Source organism: Streptomyces sp. NPDC038213 (assembly GCF_055600495.1).
The window spans coordinates 12,744-38,196 of record NZ_JBVJYM010000044.1 but is presented as its reverse complement, the minus strand read 5'-3'; the positions used below and the strand labels follow the sequence as shown (position 1 = coordinate 38,196).

At 75.4% G+C, this 25,453-nt stretch carries 21 protein-coding genes; 20 read left to right on the top strand and 1 reads right to left on the bottom strand.

Annotated elements, in window-relative coordinates; all coding sequences use genetic code 11:
* The first annotated feature begins 517 nt into the window (after positions 1-517).
* The 13 genes from ACZ7JZ_RS34125 (at position 518) to ACZ7JZ_RS34065 (ending at position 15,915) form a co-directional block, all read left to right on the top strand.
* Positions 518-3,727 carry a helix-turn-helix transcriptional regulator gene (locus ACZ7JZ_RS34125; protein ID WP_470946516.1) on the top strand — a complete coding sequence of 1,070 codons (3,210 nt, stop codon included), beginning with the start codon at positions 518-520 and terminating at the stop codon, positions 3,725-3,727.
* A 402-nt stretch (positions 3,728-4,129) separates the two neighbouring features.
* Positions 4,130-7,072: a class IV lanthionine synthetase LanL gene (gene lanL, locus ACZ7JZ_RS34120; protein WP_470946515.1), complete on the top strand. Its 2,943-nt coding sequence runs from the start codon at positions 4,130-4,132 to the stop codon at positions 7,070-7,072.
* Complete coding sequence (locus tag ACZ7JZ_RS34115; RefSeq protein WP_470946512.1) at positions 7,069-8,916, top strand: S9 family peptidase; 1,848 nt, start codon at positions 7,069-7,071, stop codon at positions 8,914-8,916. Before lanL ends, ACZ7JZ_RS34115 begins: the two co-directional genes overlap by 4 nt.
* On the top strand, positions 8,913-9,041 hold the full coding sequence (locus ACZ7JZ_RS34110) for an ALQxL family class IV lanthipeptide (RefSeq protein WP_470946509.1): 129 nt from the start codon (positions 8,913-8,915) through the stop codon (positions 9,039-9,041). Before ACZ7JZ_RS34115 ends, ACZ7JZ_RS34110 begins: the two co-directional genes overlap by 4 nt.
* 112 nt (positions 9,042-9,153) lie before the next feature.
* Complete coding sequence (locus ACZ7JZ_RS34105; protein ID WP_470946507.1) at positions 9,154-9,273, top strand: ALQxL family class IV lanthipeptide; 120 nt, start codon at positions 9,154-9,156, stop codon at positions 9,271-9,273.
* Positions 9,274-9,369: 96 nt separating this feature from the next.
* On the top strand, positions 9,370-9,489 hold the full coding sequence (locus ACZ7JZ_RS34100; protein ID WP_470946505.1) for an ALQxL family class IV lanthipeptide: 120 nt from the start codon (positions 9,370-9,372) through the stop codon (positions 9,487-9,489).
* Positions 9,486-9,596 (top strand): ALQxL family class IV lanthipeptide, encoded by a 111-nt coding sequence (locus ACZ7JZ_RS34095; RefSeq protein WP_470946503.1) that lies wholly within the window; start codon positions 9,486-9,488, stop codon positions 9,594-9,596. The genes ACZ7JZ_RS34100 and ACZ7JZ_RS34095 overlap by 4 nt, the downstream gene beginning before the upstream one ends.
* Positions 9,597-9,838: 242 nt before the next feature.
* Entirely contained in the window at positions 9,839-11,716 is a 1,878-nt protein-coding gene (locus tag ACZ7JZ_RS34090) for an ABC transporter ATP-binding protein (RefSeq protein ID WP_470946502.1), read from the top strand.
* On the top strand, positions 11,686-13,488 hold the full coding sequence (locus tag ACZ7JZ_RS34085; RefSeq protein WP_470946501.1) for an ATP-binding cassette domain-containing protein: 1,803 nt from the start codon (positions 11,686-11,688) through the stop codon (positions 13,486-13,488). Before ACZ7JZ_RS34090 ends, ACZ7JZ_RS34085 begins: the two co-directional genes overlap by 31 nt.
* 39 nt (positions 13,489-13,527) lie before the next feature.
* A complete protein-coding gene (locus ACZ7JZ_RS34080; protein WP_470946500.1) occupies positions 13,528-13,722 on the top strand; it encodes a hypothetical protein in 195 nt (64 codons plus the stop codon).
* A 347-nt stretch (positions 13,723-14,069) separates the two neighbouring features.
* Positions 14,070-14,864 (top strand): hypothetical protein, encoded by a 795-nt coding sequence (locus tag ACZ7JZ_RS34075; protein WP_470946498.1) that lies wholly within the window; start codon positions 14,070-14,072, stop codon positions 14,862-14,864.
* Positions 14,865-14,924: 60 nt separating this feature from the next.
* A complete protein-coding gene (locus ACZ7JZ_RS34070; RefSeq protein ID WP_470946495.1) occupies positions 14,925-15,554 on the top strand; it encodes a carbonic anhydrase in 630 nt (209 codons plus the stop codon).
* A gap of 76 nt (positions 15,555-15,630) precedes the next feature.
* Positions 15,631-15,915: a hypothetical protein gene (locus ACZ7JZ_RS34065; RefSeq protein ID WP_470946494.1), complete on the top strand. Its 285-nt coding sequence runs from the start codon at positions 15,631-15,633 to the stop codon at positions 15,913-15,915.
* Positions 15,916-16,017: 102 nt separating this feature from the next.
* On the opposite strand, the gene ACZ7JZ_RS34060 is transcribed toward ACZ7JZ_RS34065, so the two are convergent.
* Complete coding sequence (locus tag ACZ7JZ_RS34060; RefSeq protein ID WP_470946492.1) at positions 16,018-17,448, bottom strand: hypothetical protein; 1,431 nt, start codon at positions 17,446-17,448, stop codon at positions 16,018-16,020.
* A 341-nt stretch (positions 17,449-17,789) separates the two neighbouring features.
* Here ACZ7JZ_RS34060 and ACZ7JZ_RS34055 point away from each other — a divergent pair, with 341 nt between their 5' ends.
* From ACZ7JZ_RS34055 to ACZ7JZ_RS34025, 7 genes are all read left to right on the top strand, one after another.
* Positions 17,790-18,740 carry an ABC transporter substrate-binding protein gene (locus tag ACZ7JZ_RS34055; RefSeq protein ID WP_470946489.1) on the top strand — a complete coding sequence of 317 codons (951 nt, stop codon included), beginning with the start codon at positions 17,790-17,792 and terminating at the stop codon, positions 18,738-18,740.
* 2 nt (positions 18,741-18,742) lie between these two features.
* Entirely contained in the window at positions 18,743-19,723 is a 981-nt protein-coding gene (locus tag ACZ7JZ_RS34050; protein WP_470946487.1) for an amino acid ABC transporter permease, read from the top strand.
* Entirely contained in the window at positions 19,720-20,484 is a 765-nt protein-coding gene (locus ACZ7JZ_RS34045; protein WP_470946484.1) for an amino acid ABC transporter ATP-binding protein, read from the top strand. Before ACZ7JZ_RS34050 ends, ACZ7JZ_RS34045 begins: the two co-directional genes overlap by 4 nt.
* Positions 20,481-21,695, top strand: coding sequence for a M20/M25/M40 family metallo-hydrolase (locus ACZ7JZ_RS34040; RefSeq protein WP_470946481.1), 1,215 nt, complete (start codon positions 20,481-20,483; stop codon positions 21,693-21,695). The genes ACZ7JZ_RS34045 and ACZ7JZ_RS34040 overlap by 4 nt, the downstream gene beginning before the upstream one ends.
* Positions 21,696-21,814: 119 nt before the next feature.
* Positions 21,815-23,104 (top strand): cyanophycinase, encoded by a 1,290-nt coding sequence (locus ACZ7JZ_RS34035; RefSeq protein WP_470946479.1) that lies wholly within the window; start codon positions 21,815-21,817, stop codon positions 23,102-23,104.
* Between the two features lie 207 nt (positions 23,105-23,311).
* Positions 23,312-23,803, top strand: coding sequence for a DUF427 domain-containing protein (locus ACZ7JZ_RS34030; RefSeq protein WP_470946477.1), 492 nt, complete (start codon positions 23,312-23,314; stop codon positions 23,801-23,803).
* A gap of 91 nt (positions 23,804-23,894) precedes the next feature.
* Positions 23,895-25,415 (top strand): cryptochrome/photolyase family protein, encoded by a 1,521-nt coding sequence (locus tag ACZ7JZ_RS34025; RefSeq protein ID WP_470946518.1) that lies wholly within the window; start codon positions 23,895-23,897, stop codon positions 25,413-25,415.
* Positions 25,416-25,453 lie beyond the last annotated feature (38 nt).

Sequence of the window (25,453 nt, the reverse complement as noted above, 5' to 3'; positions counted from 1 at the left end):
GGGCTGCCAGAACAGCCGCCGAAACACCGGCCGTGGTGCGGTTACGCATATCACTCCTTCATCCGAGCCCCGGCCGGAGAGGGCCAGGGCCTTCGCAGGTGGTTCGCCACGGGGACGGCCGCGGACGGGTCCCCCGGGCGGACACCACTCGCACGGCCCAAGCGGCGACCCCGCCGGGGCACGGGGCATGAGCTTCCGCTTGAGCGGGTCGTGCACGGCCACGGGCCGGAGCGGGCGCGGCAGGAGCGCGGCTTGAGACCGCCTCGACGGACCCCGCGCCGCACACGGGTCTCCGGAGGCGCGGATCGGCTGCGCGTCAGGTGAACGGGGCTGCGTGAGAGCCGGTTTCGGGGTGTGGGCGGGGTCCGGCGCCGCGGCGGGCGGCTCTCGACAGGGACCGTGGGCGGGAGCGATGATCGACGCGAAGTCGGGGGACTTTACGGGCGGGATGTGAAGATCCGGTGCCGGTCGGCCTCGCGGTCGGGCGGTGCCGAGCCCACGACAGCAGGGAGATGCCGTGTTACGAACGGTGAGGGATACGGGGGCGACGGCCGCGGGGGCGCACGAGGCCTCGGCGGGACCGCTGGTGGGGCGGGACGGCGAGCTGGAGCAGCTGACCCGGATGCTGGCCGGGGGGCCGCGGACGCGCAAGGTCGCGGTCGTCGAGGGGAAGGCGGGCGTCGGCAAGACCCGGCTGCTGGCCGAGCTGGGCGAGCGGGCCACGGCAGCGGGGTGCGAGGTGCTGAGGGCCGCGGCCGCCCCGGCCGACGCCGGCGTACCGTACGGGCTGCTGATGCACGCCCTGTACCGCACCCCCGTACTGGACCTCCTGGAGGAGTTCGGGGACGAGCCGGCCGAGGGGGCGGCCCAGCGCCACCGCAGGCACCGCCGGCTGCGGGACGCCCTGCTGGAGAACATCCTCCTCACGCGGGTGGTCATCGTCCTGGACGACCTCCAGTGGGCCGACGACGAGTCCCTGCGGCTGCTGGAGCACCTGCTGCGCGGCCCCTCCGACGAGCGCCTGGGGTTCGTCCTGGCCCACCGCTCCGGGGGCTGCCCGCCCTGGCTGGCGCGGACCCTCGGGGACGCCGCCGCGCTGCGGATCGCCCTCGGGCCGCTCGGTCCGGCCGACGCCGCCCGGCTGCTGCCCGAAGCACCGCCCGCCCGCGCGCAGCTGCTCCTCGATGCGGGCCGCGGCAACCCCCGTGAGCTCCGCGCCCTCCACCGGCTGGCGACGGGGCCCGCGCGGGACCTGGCGGACGAGGCGGCCGGCGGGCTCGCGGCGGGGGATCCCCGGGGCGTGGGGCGCCTGGACGGCTGGTACCCGGACTCGGAACTGCTCGGCGAGCTCGACGGCCTCTCGGTGGCGGCGCGGGTGGTCCTCGAGGCCGCCGCCGTCGCCGGGGCGGAGTTCGACACGGCGCTGGTGGCGGCGGTGGCGGATCTGCCGCCCCATCAGGTCGGCGTAGCACTCAACGAGTTGGCCGCCCACGGCTGCCTCGACGGCAGTGCCGGCTGGTACCGGTTCGACCGTCCGCTGCTGGGCGCCGCGGGCTACCGGCTCACCCACGCGGACTGGCGGGCCGAAGCGCACCGGCGGGCCGCCGCCCACCTCGACCGGCGCGGTGCCGCGCCCGGCGCCTGGGCCGCCCACGTCGAACACGCGGCCCACACCGCCTCCGGCGAGGAGCTCACCCGGCTCGTCGACATCGCCCGGGCGGAGCTGCACGAGGCCCCCGAGACCACCATCCGCCGGCTGCGCACGGTGCTGCGGATGCTCTCCGACCGGACCTCCTGCGCCCAGTACCACAGCGCAGCGCTGCTGTTGGGCCGCGGCCTGACCGTCACCGGCCGGCTGGACGAGGCCGCCGAGGTGCTGCGCCCCCTGCTGGGCGCACCGGGCGGGAGCGCGACGGCCGCGGCGGACCTGCTGGCCCTGGGCGAGCGGCTGCGCGGCCGGGGGGAGCGCGCCTACCAGGTGCTGCGCGGAGCCGACGGCGCCGCGGATGCCGGGGCCGGTTCGTCTCCGGTTCCGCGCCCGTTCTCCCGTACGGCGCCCGGCCCCGGCGCCCTTCCGCACGAGGAGGTGGCCGCCCGGCCGCGGGGGGAGACGGCCGCTCCGGCCCCGCTCGGCGTCCGCCCCGGCGAACGCTACTCGGATACGGGCACGGGCACGGGCGTGGGGACCGCGCCGGTCCACGGGGGCGGGTCGGGCGGCCCGGACCAGCCCGCCGCAGGTGCGGCCCGCTCCCCGGCCGATATCGAAATCAGCCTGGCCAGAGGCGAGATGATGAACCATCAGTGGGGGCGATGTCTGGGCCGCCTCGATGCCCTGGCCCTGCCGGCGGACCGCCCGGAGCTCGCCGCGGCCGCCGATGCCCTCAGAAGCCTGAGCCTGATCGTCCGGGGCGACGTGGCGGGCGCCGTGGACGCGCTCGACTCGGCGGAGCACCTCGCCGACTCCCTCACCGGCAGCGAACTGCTGCGGCTCCTGGGCGGTCTGCCCGACCTGTGCTGGGCGGAGGTCCTGCTGGAGCGCCCGAACCGGTGCGCGCGCCGGGTCGAGGAGGCGCTCGCCCTCGCGGAGGGCCACCAGCACCGCTACCTGCTCCCGGAGCTGTACGTCGTACGGGCGGCGCTCCTGGCCGTGTCCGGCCCGATGGAGGACGCGCTGGCGGCGGCGGACGCGGCCCTCGCATGGGCGCGGTCGCTCGGCATGACGGAGATGCTCGCGCCGGCGGCGAGCCTGCGCCTGCGGGCCCTGCTGTGGGGAGCGGGCCCCGAGGCCGCCGCGCCGGCCCTGGCGCTGCTGGAGGGCTGCCCGGAGCCGGACACCTGGATGTGGGCGGGCTTCATCCGGCACGTCCGGCTGGAGGCGGCGCTGGCCCTGGGCCGTCCGCTGCCGCCCGAGGAGGCGATCCGGCTGCTCGGGGCCCCGGACGAGCGGCGGTCCGACCCGATGGCCGTCCACGGCCACGACCTCGCGGCGGACTTCTGGGCCCGGGCGGGGGACGCCGCGGCGGTCGCCCGGCATGCCGCAGGGGCAGCGCGCGTGCGGGTGTCCGGGCTCCCGGTGGCCGGCGCCGTCGCCGAGCTCACCCAGGCCCGGCTGGCGGCCGTCCGCGCCGACCACGCACGGGCGGTGGAACTGGCCTGCCGGGCGGGCGACCAGCTGGCGGCGGCGGGCGCGCCCGTCAAGGCGGGCCAGGCGTACCTGCTGGCGGCGCGCTCGGCCGGGAGCCTGGGGTGCGCGCAGAACCTCGCACGGGCCGTCGGCGCGGCCGAGGAGCAGTTCGGCCGGGCCGGTGCGCACGCCCTGCGGCGGGCGGCGACGGAGCTGGGCGGGGGGTACGCGGCGGCCTCGGGTGCGCCGGTCACGGGCGGGTCGGTCACGGGCGGGCCGGTCGCAGGCAGGCCGGTCGCAGGCGGGCCGGGCACGGGCGACGGTGCGCGGGCGGACCGTACGGCGTCGGGGTCTGCCGAACCGGCTGAATCCGCTCCGGAGCGCGCGCAGTCGGCCCCGCGGGCCGGTGGGGCGGCGGACTCCGTCCTGTCCGCCCGCGAGCGCGAGATCGCCGACCTCGTCGTCGAGGGGCTCACCAACCAGGGCATCGCCGCCCGGCTGTTCGTCAGCGTCCGCACGGTGGAGACCCATCTGACCCGCATCTACGGCAAGTTGGGCATCGCCAGGCGCGGCGCACTGGCCCGGGCGCTCGACTCCGCCTGAGCCGGCCCCCCGCCACCCCCGAGCACTCCCGCGTGGCGGTGAACGGCCCCGTACGGCCCCGGCCCCGTAGCACCACCCCCTGAATCCGCGGGGGCGGCGCTGCGGGGCCGCCTCGTTTCACCGGCCCGTACGGTCCCCCGTACCGCCACCCTTACGGCCCGTACGCCCACGCCGCGTACGTGTCGTGGTTTCCCGCAGTACCGCCCGCCTCCGCCCAATACGGGTTCTCCCTGCGGGAATCCACGATCTGCGCGGGGGCCCCGCCGCCTTAGCGTCCTTCCCGTACCCCGCAGTCGCCGGGGAGCACGGCACACCACACGACGGTCCGGCCCGGCGCGGTTCATCCCGCGCCAGGGGACGGACGCGGTGGCGCGGCCGGACAGCACGGACGGGAGGCAGCAGGTGCAGCAAGCGCAGCAGGTCGAGTTGACGGGCGGGGTCGGCGGTGCGGACGGCTTCCCCCTGCGGGGCCTGGCCGAGGCGGTCCTCGCCCAGCACGGTGCCGCGGGCTGGACCGTCACCGAGGACGGCACGTGGTGCCGGGTCATGCCGCCCGTACGGGACGACCGGGTCCAGGGCTGGAAGCTGCACCTGTCCGCGACGCGGCTCTCGGCCCCCGAGGTCGTCCACCGCGCGGCCGCCGTCCTGGTCGCCCACGGCTGCGGGTTCAAGTTCGCCCGGAGCATCGCGGTGGTCGAGGAGATGACCTCGGACCGCTACGACCGGGCCCAGTGCGGCAAGGTCGTCACCTGCTACCCCGCGGACGACGGGCAACTGCGCACGCTGGCCGCCGCCCTGGACGAGGCCACCGCGGGGCTGCCCGGCCCGGCGATCCTCTCCGACCGCCGCTACCGGCCCGCCAGCCTCGTGCACTACCGCTACGGCGTGTACGGCGGGGTGCCCGTCCTCACGAACGACGGCAGCCACGAGCTGCGGATCGAGGCACCGGACGGCACCGCGGTGGAGGACCTGCGCAAGCCGTGGTTCTGCCCGCCCGCATGGGCCGTGTCCCCCTTCCCCGAAGAGCCCCGGCAGCAGACCCAGCCGCAGGCACGAGCACAGGCGCAGGCGCAGGCAGCCGCGCCCAGGACCCCGGGGCCGGCCCTGCTCGCCGGCCGGTACGAGATCCGCGAGGCGATCCGGCACTCCGCCAGGGGCGGCGTCTACCGGGGGCTGGACCACCGGACCGGTGCGGACGTGGTGGTGAAGCAGGCCCGGGCGCACGTGGCGACCCGGGTGACGGGCGAGGACGCCCGGGGCTCGCTGCGCCGCGAGGCCGCCGCGCTCGCGGAGCTCGACGGGATCGCCGCCGCCCACGTGGACCTCTTCGACGTCGACGGGCACACCTTCCTCGTACAGGAGTCCCTGCCCGGAAGCACGCTGGCGCAGTGGGTGCAGGACGAGCTGGACCGCACCGACCGCCTGGGCGGTCTGGCACCGGCCCGGGTGGTGGAGACGGCCCGCCGGCTCGCGGAGCTGCTGGCGGGGGTCCACGCCCGGGGGCTGGTCTACCGGGACTTCACCCCGAACAACATCGTCGTGGGGCCGGACGGCGGGCTGCGGCTGATCGACCCGGAGCTGGCCGTCCGCCCCGGGCAGTGGGTCACCCGCGGGTTCACCGAGGGGTTCGCCGCGCCCGAGGTGACGCGCGGGCCGCGGTTCGGCCAGGCACCGGGCCCCGAGTCGGACCTCTACTCCCTCGGTACGGTCCTCTGCTACCTGGCCGCGGGCACCGCGCCCACCTTCCCGGAGAGCCGACCCGAGCCGCCCTCCGACCGGGCCCGGATCACCGGCCTGCTCGCGATGGCCGGAGTCCGCAACACGGCCGCCCGGCTGATGGCCCCGGCCGTACTCGGACTCACCGCCGACGACCCGGCGGAGCGCTGGAGCCTCGCCCGCCTGGGCGAGTTCCTGGACGGGCTCGGCAGCGGACCCGCCGACGGGACCGGCTACGGGACCGACGCCCGAGCCAGCGCCGGAATCAGCGCCGAAACCAGTGCCGGACCCGACCGGACCGTGCCCGGCGGGGACGCGGCGACCGCCGACCGGCTCGGCCCCGAGCTCCAGCAGCGCCTGGCCGACGACGGTCTCGCCCACCTGCTGGACACCCTCCCCGATCCCGGCGCAGAGCCCCGGCGGCTGTGGCCCAGCACGGGCTTCGGCACCACCGCCGACCCCTGCAGCGTGCAGCACGGCGCCGCCGGCGTACTCGGCCTGCTGACCCTCGCGCACACCCACGCCGGCTCCACCGGCGAAGCCGTCGACCGCGATGCGCTGCGCGCCGCCCTGACCGGGGTGGCCGGCTGGATCGACCGGCGCCGCACCTCCGTGCCCAAGCTGCTGCCCGGGCTCTACTTCGGCCGCGCCGGCACCGCCTGGGCCCTGTACGACGCCGCGCGCCGCCTCGGCGATCCGGACCTCGCCGGGCGCGCCGCCGAGCTCGCCCTCGCCCTGCCGGTGCGCTGGCCCAACCCGGACGTCTGCCACGGCACCGCCGGCAGCGCCCTCACCCAGCTCCACCTGTGGCACGCCACCGGGCGCGAGGAGTTCCGCGAGCGGGCGGCGGAGGCGGCCGACGGCCTGCTCGCCGCCGCCGAGTACGACGGCGGCCGGGTGTACTGGCCGGTCCCCAAGGACTTCGACTCGCTCCTCGCGGGCATCCGTCACCTCGGCTTCGCCCACGGCGTCGCCGGTGTCGGCTACACCCTGCTGGCCGCCGCCCGGGCCACCGGCGAGCGCACGTACCTCGATGCGGCCGTCGACGCGGGCAACACGCTCGTCGCGGAGGCCGAACGCGGCCCGTGGGGCGCCCGCTGGCGCGCCGACCGGGACGACGCGCCCGGCAGCGGGATGCTCTACCACTGGTGCAGCGGGGCCTCCGGCGCCGGCACCTTCCTGGTGCGGCTCTGGCAGGACACCGGCGACCCCGCCCACCTGCTGGCCGCCGAGGAGGCCGCGGTCGCGGTCCGCGGTGCCCGCTGGACCTCGCCCACCGCCGCCTGCCACGGCCTGGCGGGCAACGGCGAGTTCCTGCTCGACCTCGCCGACGCCGTCGGCGGGCCGTATGAGGGCTGGGCGCAGGAGCTGGCGGCGTCGCTGTACGCCCGGCACGCCGTCCGGGACGGGCGGCTGCTGATCGCGGACGAGGGCGGGCGCGAGGTGACCGCCGACTGGAACGTCGGTCTGAGCGGTGTCCTCGGCTTCCTGCTCCGCCTGCGGCACGGCGGCCCGCGCCCGTGGATGGCCGACGGTCCCCGGACCCCGGCCGGACGGAACGCGCAGGGCACGCAGGGCACGCAGGGCACGCAGGGCACGCAGGGCGACTGTACGGAGGTACGGCCGTGAGCGCCCGTACCGCGGTCCCGGCACCGCGCGGATCCCAGGCCGCACCGGCCGGGGCCGGGGTGACGGCCCGTACCAGCTTCAGGTTCTCCGCCGACGGTCTGACGGCCGCCTGCGTGGCGACCGGCGCGGACGGGCGCCACCTCGCCGAGGCCTGGCGGCTCGGCCCCGGCGGCCCCCGCCCCGTACTGCGGACCGCTCTGGGCAGCGACCCGGCCTGGACCCAGGTCCTGCCCCTCGACGGCACGGACGTGCTGGCCTCCTGGCACGGGCGGGCGGGCGCGCAGTTCCTCGCCCGGCTGACCGCCGGGGGCCGCGGGGAGGCCCTGCCCGTACCCGGCGGACGGCCGCTGCGCCTGCTGCCCGCCCCCGCGGGGTCGGGGCTCCTGGCCCTCGGGGTGAGCGGCGGCGCGGCGGGCGACACGCTCGTCGTGGCGGTGCACGGGGACGGGTCCGGCTTCGAGGAGCTGGCCCGGGTGCCGGGCGCGCTGCTCGGCGGGGCCGTGCTCGGCCGGCGGGTGGTGTTCACGCACCGGCACGACGGGGGCCCGCGGCCGCTCGTACTCGACCTGCGCGACGGTTCGCTCCGCGGCCTGGCCGACGAGCTCACGGGATCCGGGCCCGCCCACGTGCTCGCCGTGGCCGGGGCACGCGCCCTGCTCGCCCGGCCCGCGCCCGGAGGCCACCGGCTCGCCCTGGCGGACCTCGACGGCGGTGCGCCGCCCCGGGAGGTGCACGGGGAGACGGGCCTGACCGGCACCGTCCACCCGCTCGCGCTGGACCCGGACGGCGACCGGCTGGCCCTGCTCACCACGGCCGGGGCCCGCTCGCACCTCACCCTCCTGGACCCGGTGTCCGGCACCGCCCGGCACATCGGCATGCCGCTGGGGGACCTGCTGCCGACCGCGGCGTGGACGGAGCACGGGCTGTGGCTGCCGCACTCCGACCCGGGCCGCCCGCGCACCCTCGGCTGGGTGCCGCCCGCCGGCACCGCCCTGGTCCTGCCCGGTCCCGCCCGGACCGGCCACGAGCCGGCCCGCCTGGAGAGCTTCCCCGGCGCGGACGGTCCGGTCGAGGCCGTGGTGTACGGGCCCGACTGGCGCACGGCCCGGCAGGTCGTCCTCGCCCTGCACGGCGGGCCCAACAGCCGCTGGACCCTCGCCTTCGACCCGTTCCTCCAGGCGCTGGCGGCGTCCGGCCCGGCCGTGGTGGCGCTCAACCAGCGCGGCAGCACCGGCTACGGCGCCGCCCACACCCTGGCGGTCAAGGGGGCCTGGGGCGGCCCGGACCTCGCCGACACCACCTCCGTCGGACGCTTCCTGGCCCGCGAACGCGGTCCGGGGCGCGAACGGCCGGCCCTGTACGGGATCAGCTACGGCGCCTTCCTCGCCCTGCTGGCCGCGGCGGCCGGGCCCCGCGCCTGGTCGGCCTGCGCGGCCGTGGCCCCCTTCCTGTCCGGTCCGCGGCTCCACGCCGACGGCTCGGCGCAGGTCCGCAGCATGGTGGAGCGGCTCGACGGCCTGACCGCCGTACGGGACGGGCTCGGGCCCCGCGACGTGGAACGCCTAGCCCCCGCCCTGGAAGCGCCGCTGCTGCTCGTCCACGGCGCCCTCGACGAATCGGTGCCGGTCGCCCACTCCAGGGCGCTGGCCGCCCGGCTGACGGCCCTCGGCCGGCGCCCCGGCACCGACTTCCACTACCTCGAACTTCCCGACCGCGGCCACGCCGCGCTCGGGACGGGAACCGCCGATCCGGTCGCCGCATCGGTGGTGCGGTTCCTCACCGGGCAGGGCCACCCCGGCCCGCCCGGCTCCGCACCCGAAACGCCCGTCCCCGAAAGGAGGTGAACCCCGTGGAGCTCGACCTCGACAGCCTGCAGCAGCTCCCCGCCGAGGAGGCGCAGGCCAACGCCTGCCAGTTCTCGTGCCGGACCAGCTGCCCCTGGACCTGCCTCGCCACCGGCCAGGAGTAGGACCCGTGCAGGTGCCGCGCCGGCGCCGCGCGGCACGCACCGATCACCACGCACCACACACCACACACCACACACCACACACCAGGCACCGCATACCGAGAGGAACACCGTCATGGAGCTCGACCTCGACACCCTGCAGCAGCTTCCCGCCGAGGAGGCCCAGGCCGGCGGCTGCGGCTACACCTGCCGCACCACCTGCCCCAGCACGTGCTGGGTGACCGGCGCCGAGTAGCAGCCGGCGACGGCCTCCCCGGTCCCGCCGTGCGCGGCGGGACCGGGGCCCGTCACCCCCCGTTCCCACGACCGAACCACCGAGAGGAACACCCTCATGGAGCTCGACCTCGACACCCTGCAGCAGCTTCCCGCCGAGGAGGCCCAGGCCGGCGGCTGCGGCTACACCTGCCACACCACCTGCCCCAGCACCTGCCTCGTCACGGGCGCGGAGTGACCGCCGTGGAACTCGACCCCGACGCGCTGCAGGAGCTGCCCGGTGAAGAGGCGCAGGCCGGTTGCTGCCACAACACCTGCTGCATCACCACCGTGAGCCCCTTCTAGACCGTCGGGGCGGGCACCTTCCGGACCGCCGGCGGCAACCGGCCGCCGGCACAGGGACCGGCCGGAACCGGGGAGGCGAACGCGCACGCCCCGGTCGCCACGGGTGGAACGCCGACCCGCCACGGGCGGTGCGCCGACCCGGCCGGACCCCGACTCCGCAGTCCCCACCCCGCAGTCCCCACCGGGCCGCCCCGTACTCGGGTGCGGCCCGGTGGGCGTCAACTCCCGAGAGGACCACCGTCATGGAGCTCGACCCCGCGGCCGCCGGCGCCCGGGAATCGCCCGCCCTCCAGCCCGCCCCCGCCGCCCGGCGGCCCGTCCTCGCCGCCCTCGCGCCCGTACGGCTGCACCTGGCCGCCCTGGCCCTCCTCCTGGCCGTGCGGATCTGCGCCGCCGTCGCCGTACCGGCCCTCCTGGCCGCCGCGGTCGGCGCCGTGCTCGGCGGCACCGACGTCCGAGGCCCCGCCGCCCTCCTGGCCGCGGTGCTGGCGGTCGGCGCGCTCTGCGAGGCCGCCGCCGCACCGCTGGGGGCCACGGTCCAGGCCACCGGTACCCGCCGGCTGCGCATGCTGACGGTCCGTCACCTTCTGGCGCTGGGGCCCCGCTCCCCGCACACCGCCGGCACATCGGTCACCCACATCGTCCAGTCCGCGCCCATGACCGCGGCCCTGCCCGTACGGGCCACCGAAGGGGTCGTCTCGCTCCTGGGCTCGCTGGCGGCCCTGGCCGCCCTGTGGTGGACGGACTGGCAGGCGGGCCTCGCCTTCACCCTGGCCCTGCCGGTGACGGTCCTGATCGCCCGGCGCTTCATGGGCGAGGCGGGCCGGGCCCAGCAGGACTACCTCGCGGCCCAGTCCCGCCTCGCGGACGGACTGGTGTCCGCACTCGCGGGCGTACGCACGATCCGGGCCTCCGGCACACTCGCCGCGGAGACCGAGCGCGTCCTCGCGCCCCTGCCCGAACTCTCCGCCGCCGGACACGCGATGTGGCGCACCCAGCGCGACGCGGTCTGGCGCCTCGGACTGCTGCTGCCGCTGACCGAGGTGCTGGTCCTGGCCGTCGCCGGGCTCGCGGTGGCGCACGGCCGGCTGAGCCCGGCGGGCCTGCTGGCCGTCACCGGCTACCTGTTCCTGGCCTCCGGCATCGTGGACCAGATCGACACGCTGTTCGGGATCGCGCAGGCCCGCGCGGGCGCCCGGCGCCTCGCCGACGTACTGCGCGGGGAGCCGCCCACCGGGGGCACGAATGACGCGGTGCCCGCGGACGGCGCCGTCCGGCTGCGCGGAGTCACCGTCCGGCGCGCCGGCCGGCCCGTACTGCACCGGCTGGACCTCGACCTGCCCGCAGGAGCCGCGGTCGCCCTGGTCGGCCGTACCGGCGCAGGCAAGAGCGTGCTGGCCGGCCTGCTCACCCGGCTCACCGACCCCGAGGAGGGCGAGGTCTCCATCGGCGGGGTCCCCGTACGCGAACTGCCCCTGGAGCGGCTGCGCACCCTCGTGGTGCACGCCTTCGAGCGGCCCGAACTGTACGGGCGGACGGTCCACGAGGCGATCGCCTTCGGCCGGCCCGGGACCACCCGGGAGGAGGTGGAGCGCGCCGCCCGCGCCGCGCAGGCCCACCGCTTCGCGCAACGCCTCCCGGACGGGTACGACACACCGCTGGGCGAGGCCCCGATGTCCGGCGGCGAGCGCCAACGGCTCGGACTCGCAAGGGCGTTGCTGCGTCCGGCGCTGGTGCACGTCATGGACGACGCGACCTCGGGCCTGGACACAGCGACCGAGGCGGAGGTCAGCCGCTCGGTGACCGGCCTGCTGGCCGGCCGTACCCGGCTGGTGGTGGCCCACCGCGCCGCCACCGCCGCCCGCTGCGACCTGGTCGCCTGGCTCGACGGCGGCAGGATCCGCGCCGTGGGGCCGCACGCCGAGCTGTGGGCGGACCCCGCGTACCGGGCCGTGTTCGGCCCGGCCGGCCACGGCGTAGGTGAACCGGACCCGCCAGGCGAGCCCTCCCCCGCGGAATCAGGGAAACCCGGGGCTCCCGGGAAACCCGACGCATCCGAGGTATCCCAGAACGAGGAGAAGGAGGCGCAGTGCCGCGTCGAACACGCCGAACACCGCTGACCGCCGGACCCGGCCCCGGTGCCCCGGCGGCGCGGCTGCTCGCGGACGGCCTCCGCGGCAGCGGCGGGCCGCTGCGCCGCATCGGCGGCTGGTCCGTGCTGGAGGCCGCACCCGCCCTGGCCTCCGGCTGGGTGCTGGCCGCCGCCCTCGACAGGGGGTTCCTGGCCGGCCGGCCGGGTGCGGGCCTGGCCTGGATCGCCCTGCTGGCCGGGCTGTTCCTCGTCCGCGCGGCCGCCGAGCGCGCCCTGTTCGCGCCCCTGGCCGAGGTGGTCGAGCGGCTGCGGGACTCCCTGGTGCGCCGGGTCGTGCACGGCGTACTGGAACGGGCGACCAGCACCGGGCGCGGTGGCGGGTCCGCCGCCGTCGCCCAGCTGAACGGCCAGGTGGACACCGTGCGCACCCTGACCGGGGCCCTGCTGCGCACCGCCAGGCCGCTGGCCGTGTCCCTGCTCGCGGCCGTGGTCGGGCTGGCCGCGCTCGACCCGCTGCTCGGCCTGCTCGTACTGGCGCCGCTGGGCGCAGCGCTCGCGCTCTTCTTCTGGTCGATGCGCCGGCTGACGGCCCGCCGCCGCCTGCTGGTCCTGGCCGAGGAGGGCGTCGCGGGCCGGGCCGGGGCGGCGCTCGGCGCGTCCCGCGACATCGCCGCGCTGGCGGCCGAGCGGTACGCCGCCGACACGGTGGCGCAGGACGTGGAGACGGCAGCCCGGGCCCAGGTCTCCGTAGGGGTCGCCACCGCACTGCGGGTGCCCGTCATCCTCCTGGGCGGCCAACTGCCGCTGCTGCTCCTGCTGCTGGCCGGTCCGGCCCTGGTGGACCGGGGGTCGGCCAGCCCGGGAGCCGTGGTCGGCGCGGCGACGTACGTGGCGGCCCACCTCCTGCCGGCCCTGCAGATGCTGGTCGGCGCGGTGGCCGGGTACTGGAGCCAACTCGGCGTGGTCCTGCACCGGTTGACGGAGGCGGCCACGGTACCGGAGGCGGCCGCAGCCCCCGGGCCGACGGCGGTGCAGGAGCCGTGCGCAACGGCGGCGCCCGACCTCTCGGTCCGCGCCCTCGACTTCGCCTACGGCCCGCACGCCGAACCCGTCCTGCGCCGGCTCACCCTCGACATCCCCCACGGCGACCACCTCGCCGTCGTCGGCGCGAGCGGCATCGGCAAGTCCACCCTCGCGTCGCTGCTCGTCGGCATCGCCCACCCCACGGCCGGTACGGTCAGCCTGGGCGGCCGCCCGGTGACCGACCTGGACGAGGCGCTGCGCTGTCGGCTGCTGGCGCTCGTACCGCAGGAGGCGTACGTCTTCCCCGGGACCGTCGCCGCCAACCTGGCCTACCTCGCCCCCGATGCGGACCCCGCCCACCTGGAACGCTCCGCCGAAGCGGTCGGTCTCGGCGAAGTCATCGACAGGCTCGGCGGCCTCGCGGCCCGCCTCCACTCCCCCGCCACCGAACTGTCCAGCGGCGAGCGGCAGTTGTTCGCCCTCGCCCGCGTCCACGCCAGCAGCGCCCCGGTCGTGGTCCTCGATGAGACCACCTGCCATCTGGACCCGGTGGCCGAGGAGCGCGCGGAGGCCGCCTTCGCGCAGCGGCCCGGCACCCTCGTCGTCATCGCCCACCGGCTCGTCTCCGCCACCCGGGCCCGCAGGGTCCTGCTCCTGGACGGCAGCCGCACGGCCCTGGGCACCCACGCCGAACTCCTCACCCGCAGCCCGCAGTACGCCGAACTCGTCGGCCACTGGGAAGGGGCCGCGACCGCCCGTGCGCCCAGCCGCCGGTAGCCGTCCGGCGGCGGGGGCGGCGAGGCGGGTGCCTGCACCGTGCCCGAGGCGCTCCCGGGAGACCTCCGCCGCCACCGGGTCGCCCACAGGGAGGGCATAGCGCTGGACCAGTTCCACAGGATCCCCGGACCCGACCTGTGGTGGTGGCGGCGACACCCCCGCATCCTCACCGGGGACCTCGGGCGCTCGCTCCGCTCGGCCGGTGCCGTCGGCGCCGCCGCGGACACAGACTGAGCCCCAGCCGCACGGCGCTGCGGGGCAGTCGTCAGCGAACGGGATCGAATAGTTGCCTGCGGATATCGAATTCACTTGTGGCCGGTAATCAACTTTCGCTGATCAGTGCCCTGCATAACGAGTTCTGCATTCTTCAGCTTCGACCGCTTTCGACATGCACGTTGACGTGCACCGGGACGTGAAGGAGGTTGGTGCCCGCCGCGCCCCACCACTCGGTCGGGCGCGGACAGGGGAGAGACTCGAAAGGGAGGGTGCATGGTTCGTTTGCGTCTTGTTTCGATCGCACTGGCCGCTCGCTGTGTCTGGCGGGGGTGACGGCGCCGGCTTTCGCCGCAGAGGAGGAAGCGGTGGGCACGCAGGAGGTCGCCGCGGCCCTCAAAACAGTGCCAGGGCTGCTGGGGGAGTCCGACACGGTCAGTTCCACGGCCGACGCCGACACCGCCGCGGCGAGCACGGCAGAGAGCGTCCGGGTGGAGGTACCCCGCGACGCTTCGGACGGCGTCGTCATCGATCCTGCCGATGCGCCCGCGCTGAAGGTGTCCCTGCCGGGCGGGGACGGAGACGGAGCGGGCAGGAAGGTCGCACCCGGCACGGTGGCGTACGCCTCTCCGGACGGGAGCGCCAACGCCGTCCAGGCACTGGAGACCGGCGGCGCCCGCATGGTCACCGTGATCGGCGACGCCTCGGCGGCGGAGGAGTTCACGTACGGGGTGACGGTGCCCGGCGGGGGCACCGTCGAGATCACCGAGGCGGGAGGAGCAGTGGTCCGCGACGCGGCCGGCGGCGTCGCGGCCGAGGTGCCCGCGCCCTGGGCCAAGGACGCCGCGGGCCGGGCCGTGCCCACGCGCTTCACGACCGACGGGGCCACGCTGACACAGGTCGTCGACCACCGGGCCGACGGGGTCGCCTACCCCGTGGTCGCCGACCCGGTCTGGCTGGTCGGTGCGGCCGTGGCCGCGCTGCACGTGCTCCGGTCGGCCTTCTACGCATGCGGACTGGGCTATCTGAGCGGGGCGGCACAAGAGGCCTTCTTCCACGGCTGGGTGTGGCAGAACGTCCGGCGCGCAGGCCGCGAGGGGTGCGTGTGGGGCGCGCTCGGCGGGGTGTTCGGTCCGGTGGCGAAGCGCCTGATCAAGCGCTGACGCGCTGCGCCGGCTCCTGGCCGCGGGCCTGGGACCGCGGCCAGGACGTAGCCTGCGGTCATGGACCACGCACCCAGCCCCGCCGAGGCCTTCGAACTGCTGCTTGCCGGGAACCGGCGCTTCACCGCCGGAACCCCCGAACACCCCAACCAGGACGCTGCGCGCCGCACCGAGACGGCGCCCGTCCAGCGTCCCTTCGCCGTGCTCTTCGGCTGTTCCGACTCCCGCCTCGCGGCCGAGATCATCTTCGACCGCGGCCTCGGGGACCTCTTCGTGGTCCGCACGGCAGGGCACGTGGTGGGGCCGGAGGTGCTGGGCAGCATCGAGTACGGCGTCAGCGTGCTGGGGGCTCCCCTGGTCGTCGTCCTCGGCCACGACTCCTGCGGCGCGGTGGCGGCAACGCGCGGCGCCCTGGCCGACGGTGTGGCCGCGACCGGGTACGTGCGCGACGTCATCGAGCGCGTCACGCCCAGCGTCCTGGCGGCCCGCGCGGCCGGTCTCACCGACGAGGACGACATCATCGCCGAGCACATCCGGCACACCGTCGACCTCCTCCTCGACCGCTCCCGCGTGCTCGCCGACCAGGTCGCCGCCGGGCGGACGGCCGTCGTGGGCGTGTCCTACCGCCTGGCGGACGGCAGCGCCCACGTCGTCACCACCCGCGGACTGCCGGTCGGAGCAGAGCTCTGACTTCCGGGATCCGGGCCGCATTGGGCCGCCCGGGGGAACCCCGGCACGGACCGCACCGGCCCGTCGTTCCACCGGCATGACCGACTTCATGGTGCAGATCCCCGCGGACCGGCTGGCCCGCGTCTTCCTCTCGCTGCGCCGCTGCGCCTCACTGGATGCCAGGGCGCTGGCGGCGGAGCTCCAGCCGTTCACGGAAAGTCCCGGGCAGCGGGTGTACGTCCCGAGGGAGACCTTCCTGCGCGCCCAGACGGCCCTACAAGGCGCGGCCGGGGGCGGGCCCGAGGTGCCGTCGCCCGGTGCGCGTCAGATCCGGGACGACGGCCGTACGGCGGTTGCCGTTCCCGAGGGCGTCCTCGGCTAGCGGTTCTGCCCGGTGGGCGGTGTCGGGGCTGCGTCCGCGGCCCCGACACCGCCCACCGTGGTCGTTCCGGGGAGGCCGCTCCCCGGTGGGGGCAGGTGCGGGTCAGCTCTTCGTCAGGGTGCAGGTGTAGGCGGCGGTTCCGGAGCCGCTGTAGGCCTCCATGTCGAGGTAGTAGGTGGCGCTGCCCGATGCCGTGCGGGTGAAGGTGAGGTTCTCGTCGGTGCCGGCGCCGTCGTTGACGGAGCGCTCCAGGGTGCTGCCGGCCGCATCGAGCCAGTAGAGGTCGGCGTCGTAGGCGGTGGGGACGGCGCAGGTGACGGTGGCGGTCTGCCCGGAGTCCAGGGAGACCTTGAAGTAGTCGCGGTCGCTGGTGGACTTCATGCTGCCGGTGACGGTGGCGGGCGGGGCGAGGGCCGTGGCGTCGTCGGCGGTGTCGCGGGTGTCGTTCGGTTCGCTCTCCGCGAGGGTGCTGCCGCCGCCCTGGCTGCCGCAGTCCGTGACCGGCGTTCCGTTGTAGAGGTTGGCGTCGGGAACCCCGTTGGTGACGCTGCGCAGGTAGTAGCCGCAGGTGGGGCGGTTCCTGAAGTCGTAGGTCGATCCGGGGGCCAGGCGCCAGATCTTGAATCCGGTGTACGTGAGGGGCTTGCGGTCGGCGGCCTGTTCGGGCTGGTGGTCGGCGAGGACCACGTACGCGTCCTTGCCGTACTGCGTGGCCTTCCCGTTGCGGTCGAGGAACAGCGATCCGCCGCCCTCCTCGACGCCGACGCCCCAGGCGGCGCCGCCTGGGGTGAGCCCGTCCTTCACGGCGCGGGCGAGGAAGGACATGGTGCGGCCCATGCGGTCGCGGGCGACGAAGTGGGAGTCGTTGACCACGGCTCCGTAGTCGGCCCACTCGAACATGCCGGTGGTGAAGCTGATGGCGCGGTGGTACGGGTTGGACAGGGCTTCCGCGCTGGTGACGCTGCCGTTGCAGGCGTCGTAGACCAGGGGGCTGTTGATGTGGTGGCCGGCGCTCCCGCCGCCGGAGCCGCCGCCCTTGGCGACGACGGATTCGACGGACGCCTCCAGGGCGGTGCCCTTCCAGGCGGCGTAGCGGCACTGGTCGCCGCCGGCGAAGTAGACGAACTCGGCGTTGCGCACGTCGGCGTTGACCTGGCTGTTGTTGCCGTCGTTCGCCGCGGTGAGCGTCCAGGTCGTACAGGAGTTGACGCCGGCCAGCGCCATGACGGTGTCGCATTCGGGGGTGGGGCTTCCCGAGGTGGGGGCGGAGCCTGCGAGGACGACGACGTCGAGGCTGCCGGTGCCGCCGCGGATCTCGTTGACGGCGCGGGCCATGGAGGCGGTCACGACGCCGCCCGCGCCGTTCATGGTGAAGGCGGGGCCGTTCCACGAGGCGCGGCTGACGTCCGCGGCGCTGCCCAGGCGGATCCGGTCGGCGGCCGCGTGGGCGGGCTGCTGGAGCGTCAGTGCCAGCACCGCCGCGGTCAGCGCGACGGCGAGGGGTGCGGTGGTACGGGAAGGGCGTGGCGTCATCTGCACTCCAGAGGTGGGGTGGGGGGGAGCCGTCCGGGGACGGCCGACGGAGCCTCGACGCGGCTGGGCCGCGAGGCTCCCGGGGATTGGTAGCGGAACATACAAGCCAGCTTGGCTGACCGGAAGATGTACAACAGGATTCAGTCGCGACGACCCTCTTCAGGCCAGAACCCGGGGGGCAAACTGCCACAAGAGGTGCCGATTCCCCCTCGCAGATCCGCGTTACGTGAACGTAACGTGCAGTACATCTAGTCAGCTCTACGGTTCATCTGTAACTTCCGTGTTTGTGATCGGCGGCTGGATCCCGCCGACGAAGCAAGGCACCCCGAGAGGCTGCATCCATGAACACTCGTCCCTCCCGCCGTGCGGCGGTGGCCGCCGCGACGGCCGCCGCGCTGGTGTCCCTGAGCGCCTGCGGAGACGGCGGCGACGCCGCCCCCGCCGCCCCGGCCGGTCCCGTCACCGTCGCCGGTGTGCAGATCAAGAAGGACCAGGCGCTGCATGACCTGCTGCCCGAGAAGATCAGGAAGGCGGGCCGCGTCCGGGTGGCCACCGACGTCCCCTACGCGCCCTTCGAGATGTTCGTGAAGGAGGGCGGGAGCGAGCTGACCGGGCTGGACTACGACCTCGGGCAGGCGCTCGGCGCCAAGCTGGGCGTGTCCTTCGCCTTCACCCCGCAGAAGTTCGACGGCATCATCCCCGCCATCCAGGCCGGGAAGTTCGAGGTCGCGATGTCCGCCATCACCGACAACAAGGAGCGGCAGAAGGTCGTCGACTTCGTCGACTACTCGCGCTCCGGATCCGGTGTCCTGGTCGCCGAGGGCAACCCGTCGAAGATCACCACCCTGGACGACCTGTGCGGGCGCCAGGTGGCCGTCCAGGCCGCGACGAACCAGCTCGACCTGCTCACGGGCCACCAGGCGGCCTGCGCCAAGGCGGGCAAGGGGAAGATCGGCATCCAGACCTTCCCCAAGGACTCCGACGCCCAGCTGGCCCTGCGCGCGGGGAAGGTCGTCGCCCAGGTCCTCACCAAGCCGGCCGCCGGCTGGGTCGCGAAGACCGCCGACAGCGGCAAGACGTTCGACCTGGTCGAGGACCCGGCGGCCCCGGGCGGGTACGGCGCCTCGCCCAACGGCATCGCCGTCAGCAAGCAGCTGCCCGAGCTGACCGACGCCATCCAGAAGGCCCTCCAGGCCCTGATCGACGAGGGCACCCTGGCCCTCGTCTACAACCAGTACGGCGTGGGCTCGATCGCCGTCGAGACGGCCACCAAGAACGCGGCGGTGGACTAGACATGCCCGCCACCAAGACAGCTGCCGCAGCCCGGCGCAGGCAGGAGCGGCACGTGCAGGACCTGCACCTGGAGATCGTCCCGGTCCGCAACTACGGCCGGTGGCTGGCCGCCGCCGCCTCGGTGCTCGCGCTCACCGGACTCGCCGGCTCCCTCGCGAAGAACGACAACCTCCGCTGGGACGTCGTCGGCGACTACCTGTTCGCCGACCTCGTCTTCGACGGCCTGGCCACCACCCTGTGGCTCACCGCGGCGGCCATGCTCCTGGGCCTGGGCCTGGGCACGCTCGTGGCGGTCATGCGCCTGTCCCCCAGCCCCGTGCTCCGCGTCCTGGCCAACCTGTTCGTGTGGGTCTTCCGCGGCACGCCCCTGCTGGTACAGATCATCTTCTGGGGGTACGCGGCCGCCCTGTACTCCCAGGTCAAGATCGGCATACCGTTCACGGACGTCACGTTCCTCCAGGCCGACACCAACTCCCTGCTCACCCCCGCGGTCGCCGCCCTCCTGGCCCTCGGCCTCAACGAGGCCGCGTACGCCTCGGAGATCGTCCGCGCCGGCATCCAGTCCGTCGACCCCGGGCAGGCCGAAGCCGCCCACTCCCTGGGCATGCGGCCCGCCCTGACGATGCGCCGGATCGTCCTGCCCCAGGCCATGCGCGTCATCATCCCGCCGATGGGCAACGAGACCATCAACATGCTGAAGATGACCGCCCTGGTCTCGGTCATCTCCGCGCACGACCTGATGTCCAACATCCAGGCCGTGTACGCGCAGAACTACCAGGTCATCCCCATGCTCGTCGTGGCCAGCCTCTGGTACCTCGCCCTGGTGACCCTGCTGGGCGTCCCCCAGGCCTGGCTGGAGCGGCGCTACGGACGCGGCACCGCCCTCGGGGCCCGCGTCTCCCCGCTGCGGCGCCTGCTGGGCGCAGCGGCAGGCCCCGGGAGCCTCCTGGGCGCGAAGAACGACAAGGAGCGGAGCCGATGAGCACGGCGATGGTGCGTGCCGAAGGCGTGCGCAAGCAGTTCGGGGGGCTCGAGGTCCTCAAGGGCATCGACCTGGCCGTCGGGCGGGGGCAGGTCTGCTGCCTGCTGGGCCCGTCCGGGTCGGGGAAGTCCACCTTCCTGCGGTGCATCAACCACCTGGAGAAGGTCGACGGCGGCAGGCTCACCGTCGACGGGGACCTCGTCGGCTACCGGCAGCAGGGCAACAGGCTGTACGAGCTGCGCGAACGGGAGGTCGCCGCGCGCCGCAGGGACATCGGCATGGTGTTCCAGCGGTTCAACCTCTTCCCCCATATGACGGCCGTCGAGAACGTCGTCGAGGCGCCCGTGCGGGTCGGCGGCGTCTCCCGGGGCGAAGCCCTGGAGCAGGCGCACGTCCTGCTCGCCCGGGTCGGCCTGGGAGACCGCGCCGGGCACTACCCGGCCCAGCTGTCCGGCGGTCAGCAGCAGCGCGTGGCCATCGCCCGCGCCCTGGCCATGAAGCCGAAGCTGATGCTGTTCGACGAGCCGACCTCCGCGCTCGACCCCGAACTGGTGGGCGACGTGCTCGACGTGATGCGGCAGCTCGCCGCCGACGGCATGACCATGGTCGTCGTCACGCACGAGATCGGGTTCGCCCGCGAGGTCGGCGACACGGCGGTCTTCATGGACGAAGGCGTCGTCGTCGAAGCCGGCGACCCCCGCCGCGTCCTCGTCGACCCGGAGCAGGAGCGCACCCGGGCGTTCCTCTCCAAGGTGCTGTGAGCACCGCCGCCGCCGGGCAGGTGCAGACCGCCGAGCTCCTGTCCCTGGCCCGCGCCCACCAGTCCCGCTACCTGCGCGACCTCGAGGCGCTCGTGTCCATCGACTCCGGCTCCTACAGCGCCGACGGCGTCAACCGGGTCGCCAACTGGGTGGAGAACCGCCTGCTCCTCCTGGGCTTCGCGGTCGAACGGACCCGTTTCGCCCCCGAGGGCGGCAGGCGCAGCGGGGACGCCCTGGTCGGCCGCAGGCGCGGCCGCCTCCCCGAGGCCGACGGGGGCCGCCGCATCCTCCTCGCCGGCCACATGGACACCGTGTTCGAGGACGGCACCGCGGCCGCCCGCCCGTTCCGGGTCGACGGCTCCACCGCCACGGGGCCCGGAGTCAGCGACGACAAGGGGGGCCTGCTGGCCGGGCTCGCAGCGCTGGAGATCCTGCACGAGCACGGCACGGACGCCTACGACGAACTGGTCTTCCTGGCGACACCCGACGAGGAGATCGGCTCCCCGTCCAGCCGCGGGCTCATCGAGCACACCGCGCACGGGATGCACTACGGCCTCGGCCTCGAATGCGCCCGGGAGAACGGCGACCTCGTCATCGCCCGCAAGGGCGTCGCCGACTTCCTGGTCACCGTCACCGGACGGGCGGCCCACGCCGGCATCGAACCCGAGCGCGGGGCGAACGCCGCACTCGCGGCGGCCCACCTGGTCGTCGCCCTCCAGGCCCTCAACGGCCACTGGGACGACGTCACCGTCAACGTGGGCGTCGTCCGCGCCGGCACCCGCACCAACATCGTGTGCCCGCAGGCCGAGCTCAGGGTGGAGGTCCGCTCAGCCACCGCAGCCGGTGTCCGGCGCGTCAGGCAGGCCATCCAGGAGGCCGCGGACCGCCCGGCCGTACCGGGGACCACCGCCGGCGTCGAGCAGCTGGACCTCTGCCCGCCCATGGAGGACACCCCCGCCTCGCGCCGCATGCTGGCAGCCGCCCAGCGCGCCGCCCGCGCCGTCGGCGTGGAGATCGGGGCCGCCGCCACCGGCGGAGTGGGCGACGCCAACCTGATCGCGGGCACCGGAGTACCGACCCTCGACGGCCTGGGCCCCGTCGGCGGCGCCGACCACACCCCGCAGGAGTGGCTCGACGTCTCCACCGCCCCCGAGCGCATCGCCGTACTGGCCGCACTCATCGCCGACCTCGGCGACGCCCGCAACCCGTAACCCCGCAGCCCCGCCCCGGCCGCCCCGGGGCGGGGTCCCGTACGCGCGCACCCGCGCAACGGGGCACCCCCGTACGCCCGTATCCCCGCATCCCCGTACCGACGATCCCTGGAGGCACCATGCGCGTCCCGTCCCGCCCCGCCCGCCGCACCGTACTGACGTGCAGCATCGCCCTCGTCCTCCTCGCCGCGGCGCCCGCCGCCCAGGCCGGGCCCCGGCCCGTCCACGGCGGCGGGGGCTCCCTGGTCCTGATCGGAGGCGGCCTGAAGGCGGACAACAAGGCCGTCTACGGAGAGATCATCAAGCGTGCGGGCGGCTCCGCGGCCCGCATCGGCGTCATCACCGCCGCGTCCGTCCCCGAGAGCCGCGACCCGAACGCCGGCGACCCCGCCACGTGCAGCAACTCCGCCTGCAACGGCGCCTACTACGCCGGCCTGTTCAAAGGGCACGGCGCAGCCGACGCCCAGTGGATCCCCCTCGACACCGACCACGTCGCCAACGCCGACGACCCCGCCGTCGTCGCCCAGGTCAACTCGATGACCGGGTTCTTCTTCGGCGGCGGCGACCAGTACCGCTACATCACCACCCTCCTGCGCGGCGACGCCCACGAGGACTCCGCCGTCCTCGCCGCCATCCGCGCCAAGCTCGCCGGCGGAGCCGTGGTCGCCGGGTCCTCCGCCGGCGCCCAGATCGCCTCCGGGCCCCACATGGTCAGCGGCGGCGAGTCCTACGAGGGACTGCGGGACGGCAGCGCACCCGGCTACTTCGAGGACCCCACCCGCCTCGGCCACATCCCCAACGGCGGGTTCGGATTCCTCACCTCCGGCCTCATCGACACCCACACCGGGGCCTACGGGCGCGAGGGCCGGGCGTACCGCCTGGCCGCCGACACCGGACACGACCGCGTGTACGCGCTGGAGGAGAACACCGCCCTCGTCGTCGACGCACCCGGCAGCAGGCACGAGCGGATGAGCGTCCTCGGCCCCCAGGGCGTCGCCGTCCTGGACCTGCGCCGGGCCCGCGCCCGCTCCGGCGACTCCGGCTGGGCACTGCACGGGGCCCGGTACCACTACCTCACCGACGGAGACGGCTACCGGCCCGCCACCTGGGCCGCCTACCCCGCCGCGCACAAGCAGCGGCTCCGCGCCGCCGGCACCGACCCGGTCCCCGCCAACACCGACGTCTTCTTCTCCCCCGCAAACCCGGCCGGCACCCCGTACTCCTTCCGCACCACCGCGCGCGCCCTCGCCGCAACCCGCGCCCAGTCCTCCGCACGCGCCACCACCTTCGAAACCGACCCGCGGTTCACCGTCACCTTCACCAAGGCCGCGGGCTTCAGCGCCTGGAGCGGCGACGGCAGCAGCCCGCAGACGCTCCTCGGCCTCCGGATCGACATCGCGCCCAGGTGACGGGAGGCGGCGGGGCGGGCGGCAGCCGGCGCGGCTGATCCGATGCCGTCGGACGTTCCTCTCTTCGGATCTTCGGATGGGCTGAGGACTGCCCGCCCGCATCCGTACCTGCCGCCCCGCCCGAATCCACAGGTGAGGCAGCACAGCCAGAGCGCAGGAGCGCGCAGGCACGGGCGCACGCGGCACGGGACGCAGGAGGCGGGAGCGGTGGTACAGGACGGTGAGGCGGCGCGGCGGTCCGAGTCCGTCTGGGACTACCCGCGGCCGCCCCGGGTCGAGCAGGACTCCCGGCGGGTCACGGTCCGCACCGGGCGCACCACCCTCGCCCACTCGTCCCGCTGCCTGAGGGTGCTGGAGACGAGCCATCCGCCCGTCTTCTACATCCCGCCGACCGACGTGCGCACCGACCTGCTGCGCCGTTCCCGGAGGACCTCGTGGTGCGAATGGAAGGGCGCGGCGACGTTCTGGCACGTCGTGACGGCCGCAGGGACGCGGCTCGACGCGGCGTGGAGCTACGAGGACCCGGCCCCCGCCTTCACCGCCCTCCGCGGCCACCTCGCCTTCTACGCCGCGCCGGGACTGGTCTGCGAGGTGGACGGGGAGCGGGTGGCCGCCCAGCCGGGCGACTTCTACGGCGGCTGGATCACCCGCGAGATCACGGGGCCGTTCAAGGGCGGACCGGGTACGGCCGGATGGTAGGGCGCGCCGGGGACTCCCCGCTGCCCGCAGGATCCGGGACGGCGGGCCGGTCGGGCGCGCGCCGCAGCACGAGGAGGACCAGGTGGACCGCGTGACGGGATGGCACTGGCTGTTCGGCGACCAGCTCGGCCCCCACTTCCTCGCCCCGGGCGACGGCGGGCCCCGCGCCGGCGCCCCCGTGGTGATGGTCGAGGCCCGCTCGGTGTTCCGCCGCCGCCGCTTCCACCGCGCCAAGGCCCACCTCGTGCTCTCGGCCATGCGCCACCGCGCCGCGGAGCTCGGGGACCGGGTCACGTACGTGCAGGCCGAGACGTACGCCGAGGGGCTGCGGAAGGCCGGCGCGATCGGACCCGGGTCCGACGGTGCCGGCGTCACCGTCCACCACCCCACCTCCCGCGCCGCGCTCGGCCTGGTCGAGGCCCTGGACGGCGTCACCGTCCTGCCCGCCCGCGGCTTCCTCGTCCCACAGGAGGCCTTCCGGGACTGGGCGGCGGGCCGGGAGCGGCTGCGGCATGAGGACTTCTATCGCTGGGTGCGCGGTGGGCTGGACCTGCTCATGGACGGCGGCGCCCCGGCCGGCGGCCGGTGGAACCACGACCAGGCCAACCGCGAACCCCCGCCCCGCGGCGCCCGCACCCTCGGTGCCCCCGCCCCGTACCGGCCCCGCGAGGACGCCGTAGACGAGGAGGTCCGCGCCGAGCTCGACCGCTGGGAGCGGGAGGAGGGCATCTCCTTCGTCGGCCGGGACGGGCCCCGGCTGTTCCCGGCCACCCGCCGCGAAGCCCTGGCCGCGCTGCGCCGCTTCACCGACCACCGGCTGCCGGGATTCGGCGCCCACGAGGACGCCGTACTCGCCGCCGACCCCGTGATGAGCCACAGCCTGCTCTCCTCCTCCCTCAACCTCGGCCTGCTCGACCCCGCCGAGGTCGTCGACGCGGCGGAGCGGGCCTGGCGTTCCGGCAGCGTCCCCGTGGCCAGCGCCGAGGGGTTCGTCCGCCAGGTCGCCGGCTGGCGGGAGTACGTATGGCACCTGTACTGGCACTTCGGCGAGGACTACCGGCACGCCAACGCCCTCGGCCACCACGCCCCGCTGCCCTCCTGGTTCCTCGAACTCGACGCGGACGCGGTCGGGGCCCGCTGCCTGTCCACCGCGCTCGCGCAGGTACGCGACACCGGCTGGACGCACCACATCCCCCGCCTGATGCTGCTCGGCAGCCACGCCCTCCAGCGGGGCTGGGACCCCGAAGCCGTCACCGACTGGTTCCACCGGTGCTTCGTCGACGGCTACGACTGGGTCATGCTGCCGAACGTCGTCGGCATGTCCCAGTACGCCGACGGCGGCCGGATGACCACCAAGCCGTACACCTCGGGCGGCGCGTACATCCACCGCATGAGCGACCTGTGCGGCGGCTGCGCCTACCGGCCCGCGGACCGCACCGGTCCCCGCGCCTGCCCGTACACCACCGGCTACTGGTCCTTCGTCCACCGCCACCGCGCCCTGCTGGCCTCCAACGCGCGCACCTCCCGCGCCGTGCAGTCCCTGGACCGCCTCACCGGCGTCGACGAGGTACTGCGCATCGAGCGCGCGCGAGCGGACGGGGACCCGCCGTGAGAGAAGGTGCATCCGGCGCTGCCGTCCACGGGGAAGTA

Excerpts from the sequence above, each read along its gene's own strand:
- ACZ7JZ_RS34105 (WP_470946507.1), top strand. The coding sequence starts at position 9,154 with ATGGAGCTCGACCTCGACACCCTGCAGCAGCTTCCCGCCGAGGAGGCC.
- ACZ7JZ_RS34100 (WP_470946505.1), top strand. The coding sequence starts at position 9,370 with ATGGAGCTCGACCTCGACACCCTGCAGCAGCTTCCCGCCGAGGAGGCC.
- ACZ7JZ_RS34090 (WP_470946502.1), top strand. The coding sequence starts at position 9,839 with ATGGAGCTCGACCCCGCGGCCGCCGGCGCCCGGGAATCGCCCGCCCTC.
- ACZ7JZ_RS34070 (WP_470946495.1), top strand. The coding sequence starts at position 14,925 with ATGGACCACGCACCCAGCCCCGCCGAGGCCTTCGAACTGCTGCTTGCC.
- ACZ7JZ_RS34065 (WP_470946494.1), top strand. The coding sequence starts at position 15,631 with ATGACCGACTTCATGGTGCAGATCCCCGCGGACCGGCTGGCCCGCGTC.
- ACZ7JZ_RS34060 (WP_470946492.1), bottom strand. The coding sequence starts at position 17,448 with ATGACGCCACGCCCTTCCCGTACCACCGCACCCCTCGCCGTCGCGCTG.
- ACZ7JZ_RS34055 (WP_470946489.1), top strand. The coding sequence starts at position 17,790 with ATGAACACTCGTCCCTCCCGCCGTGCGGCGGTGGCCGCCGCGACGGCC.
- ACZ7JZ_RS34050 (WP_470946487.1), top strand. The coding sequence starts at position 18,743 with ATGCCCGCCACCAAGACAGCTGCCGCAGCCCGGCGCAGGCAGGAGCGG.
- ACZ7JZ_RS34045 (WP_470946484.1), top strand. The coding sequence starts at position 19,720 with ATGAGCACGGCGATGGTGCGTGCCGAAGGCGTGCGCAAGCAGTTCGGG.
- ACZ7JZ_RS34035 (WP_470946479.1), top strand. The coding sequence starts at position 21,815 with ATGCGCGTCCCGTCCCGCCCCGCCCGCCGCACCGTACTGACGTGCAGC.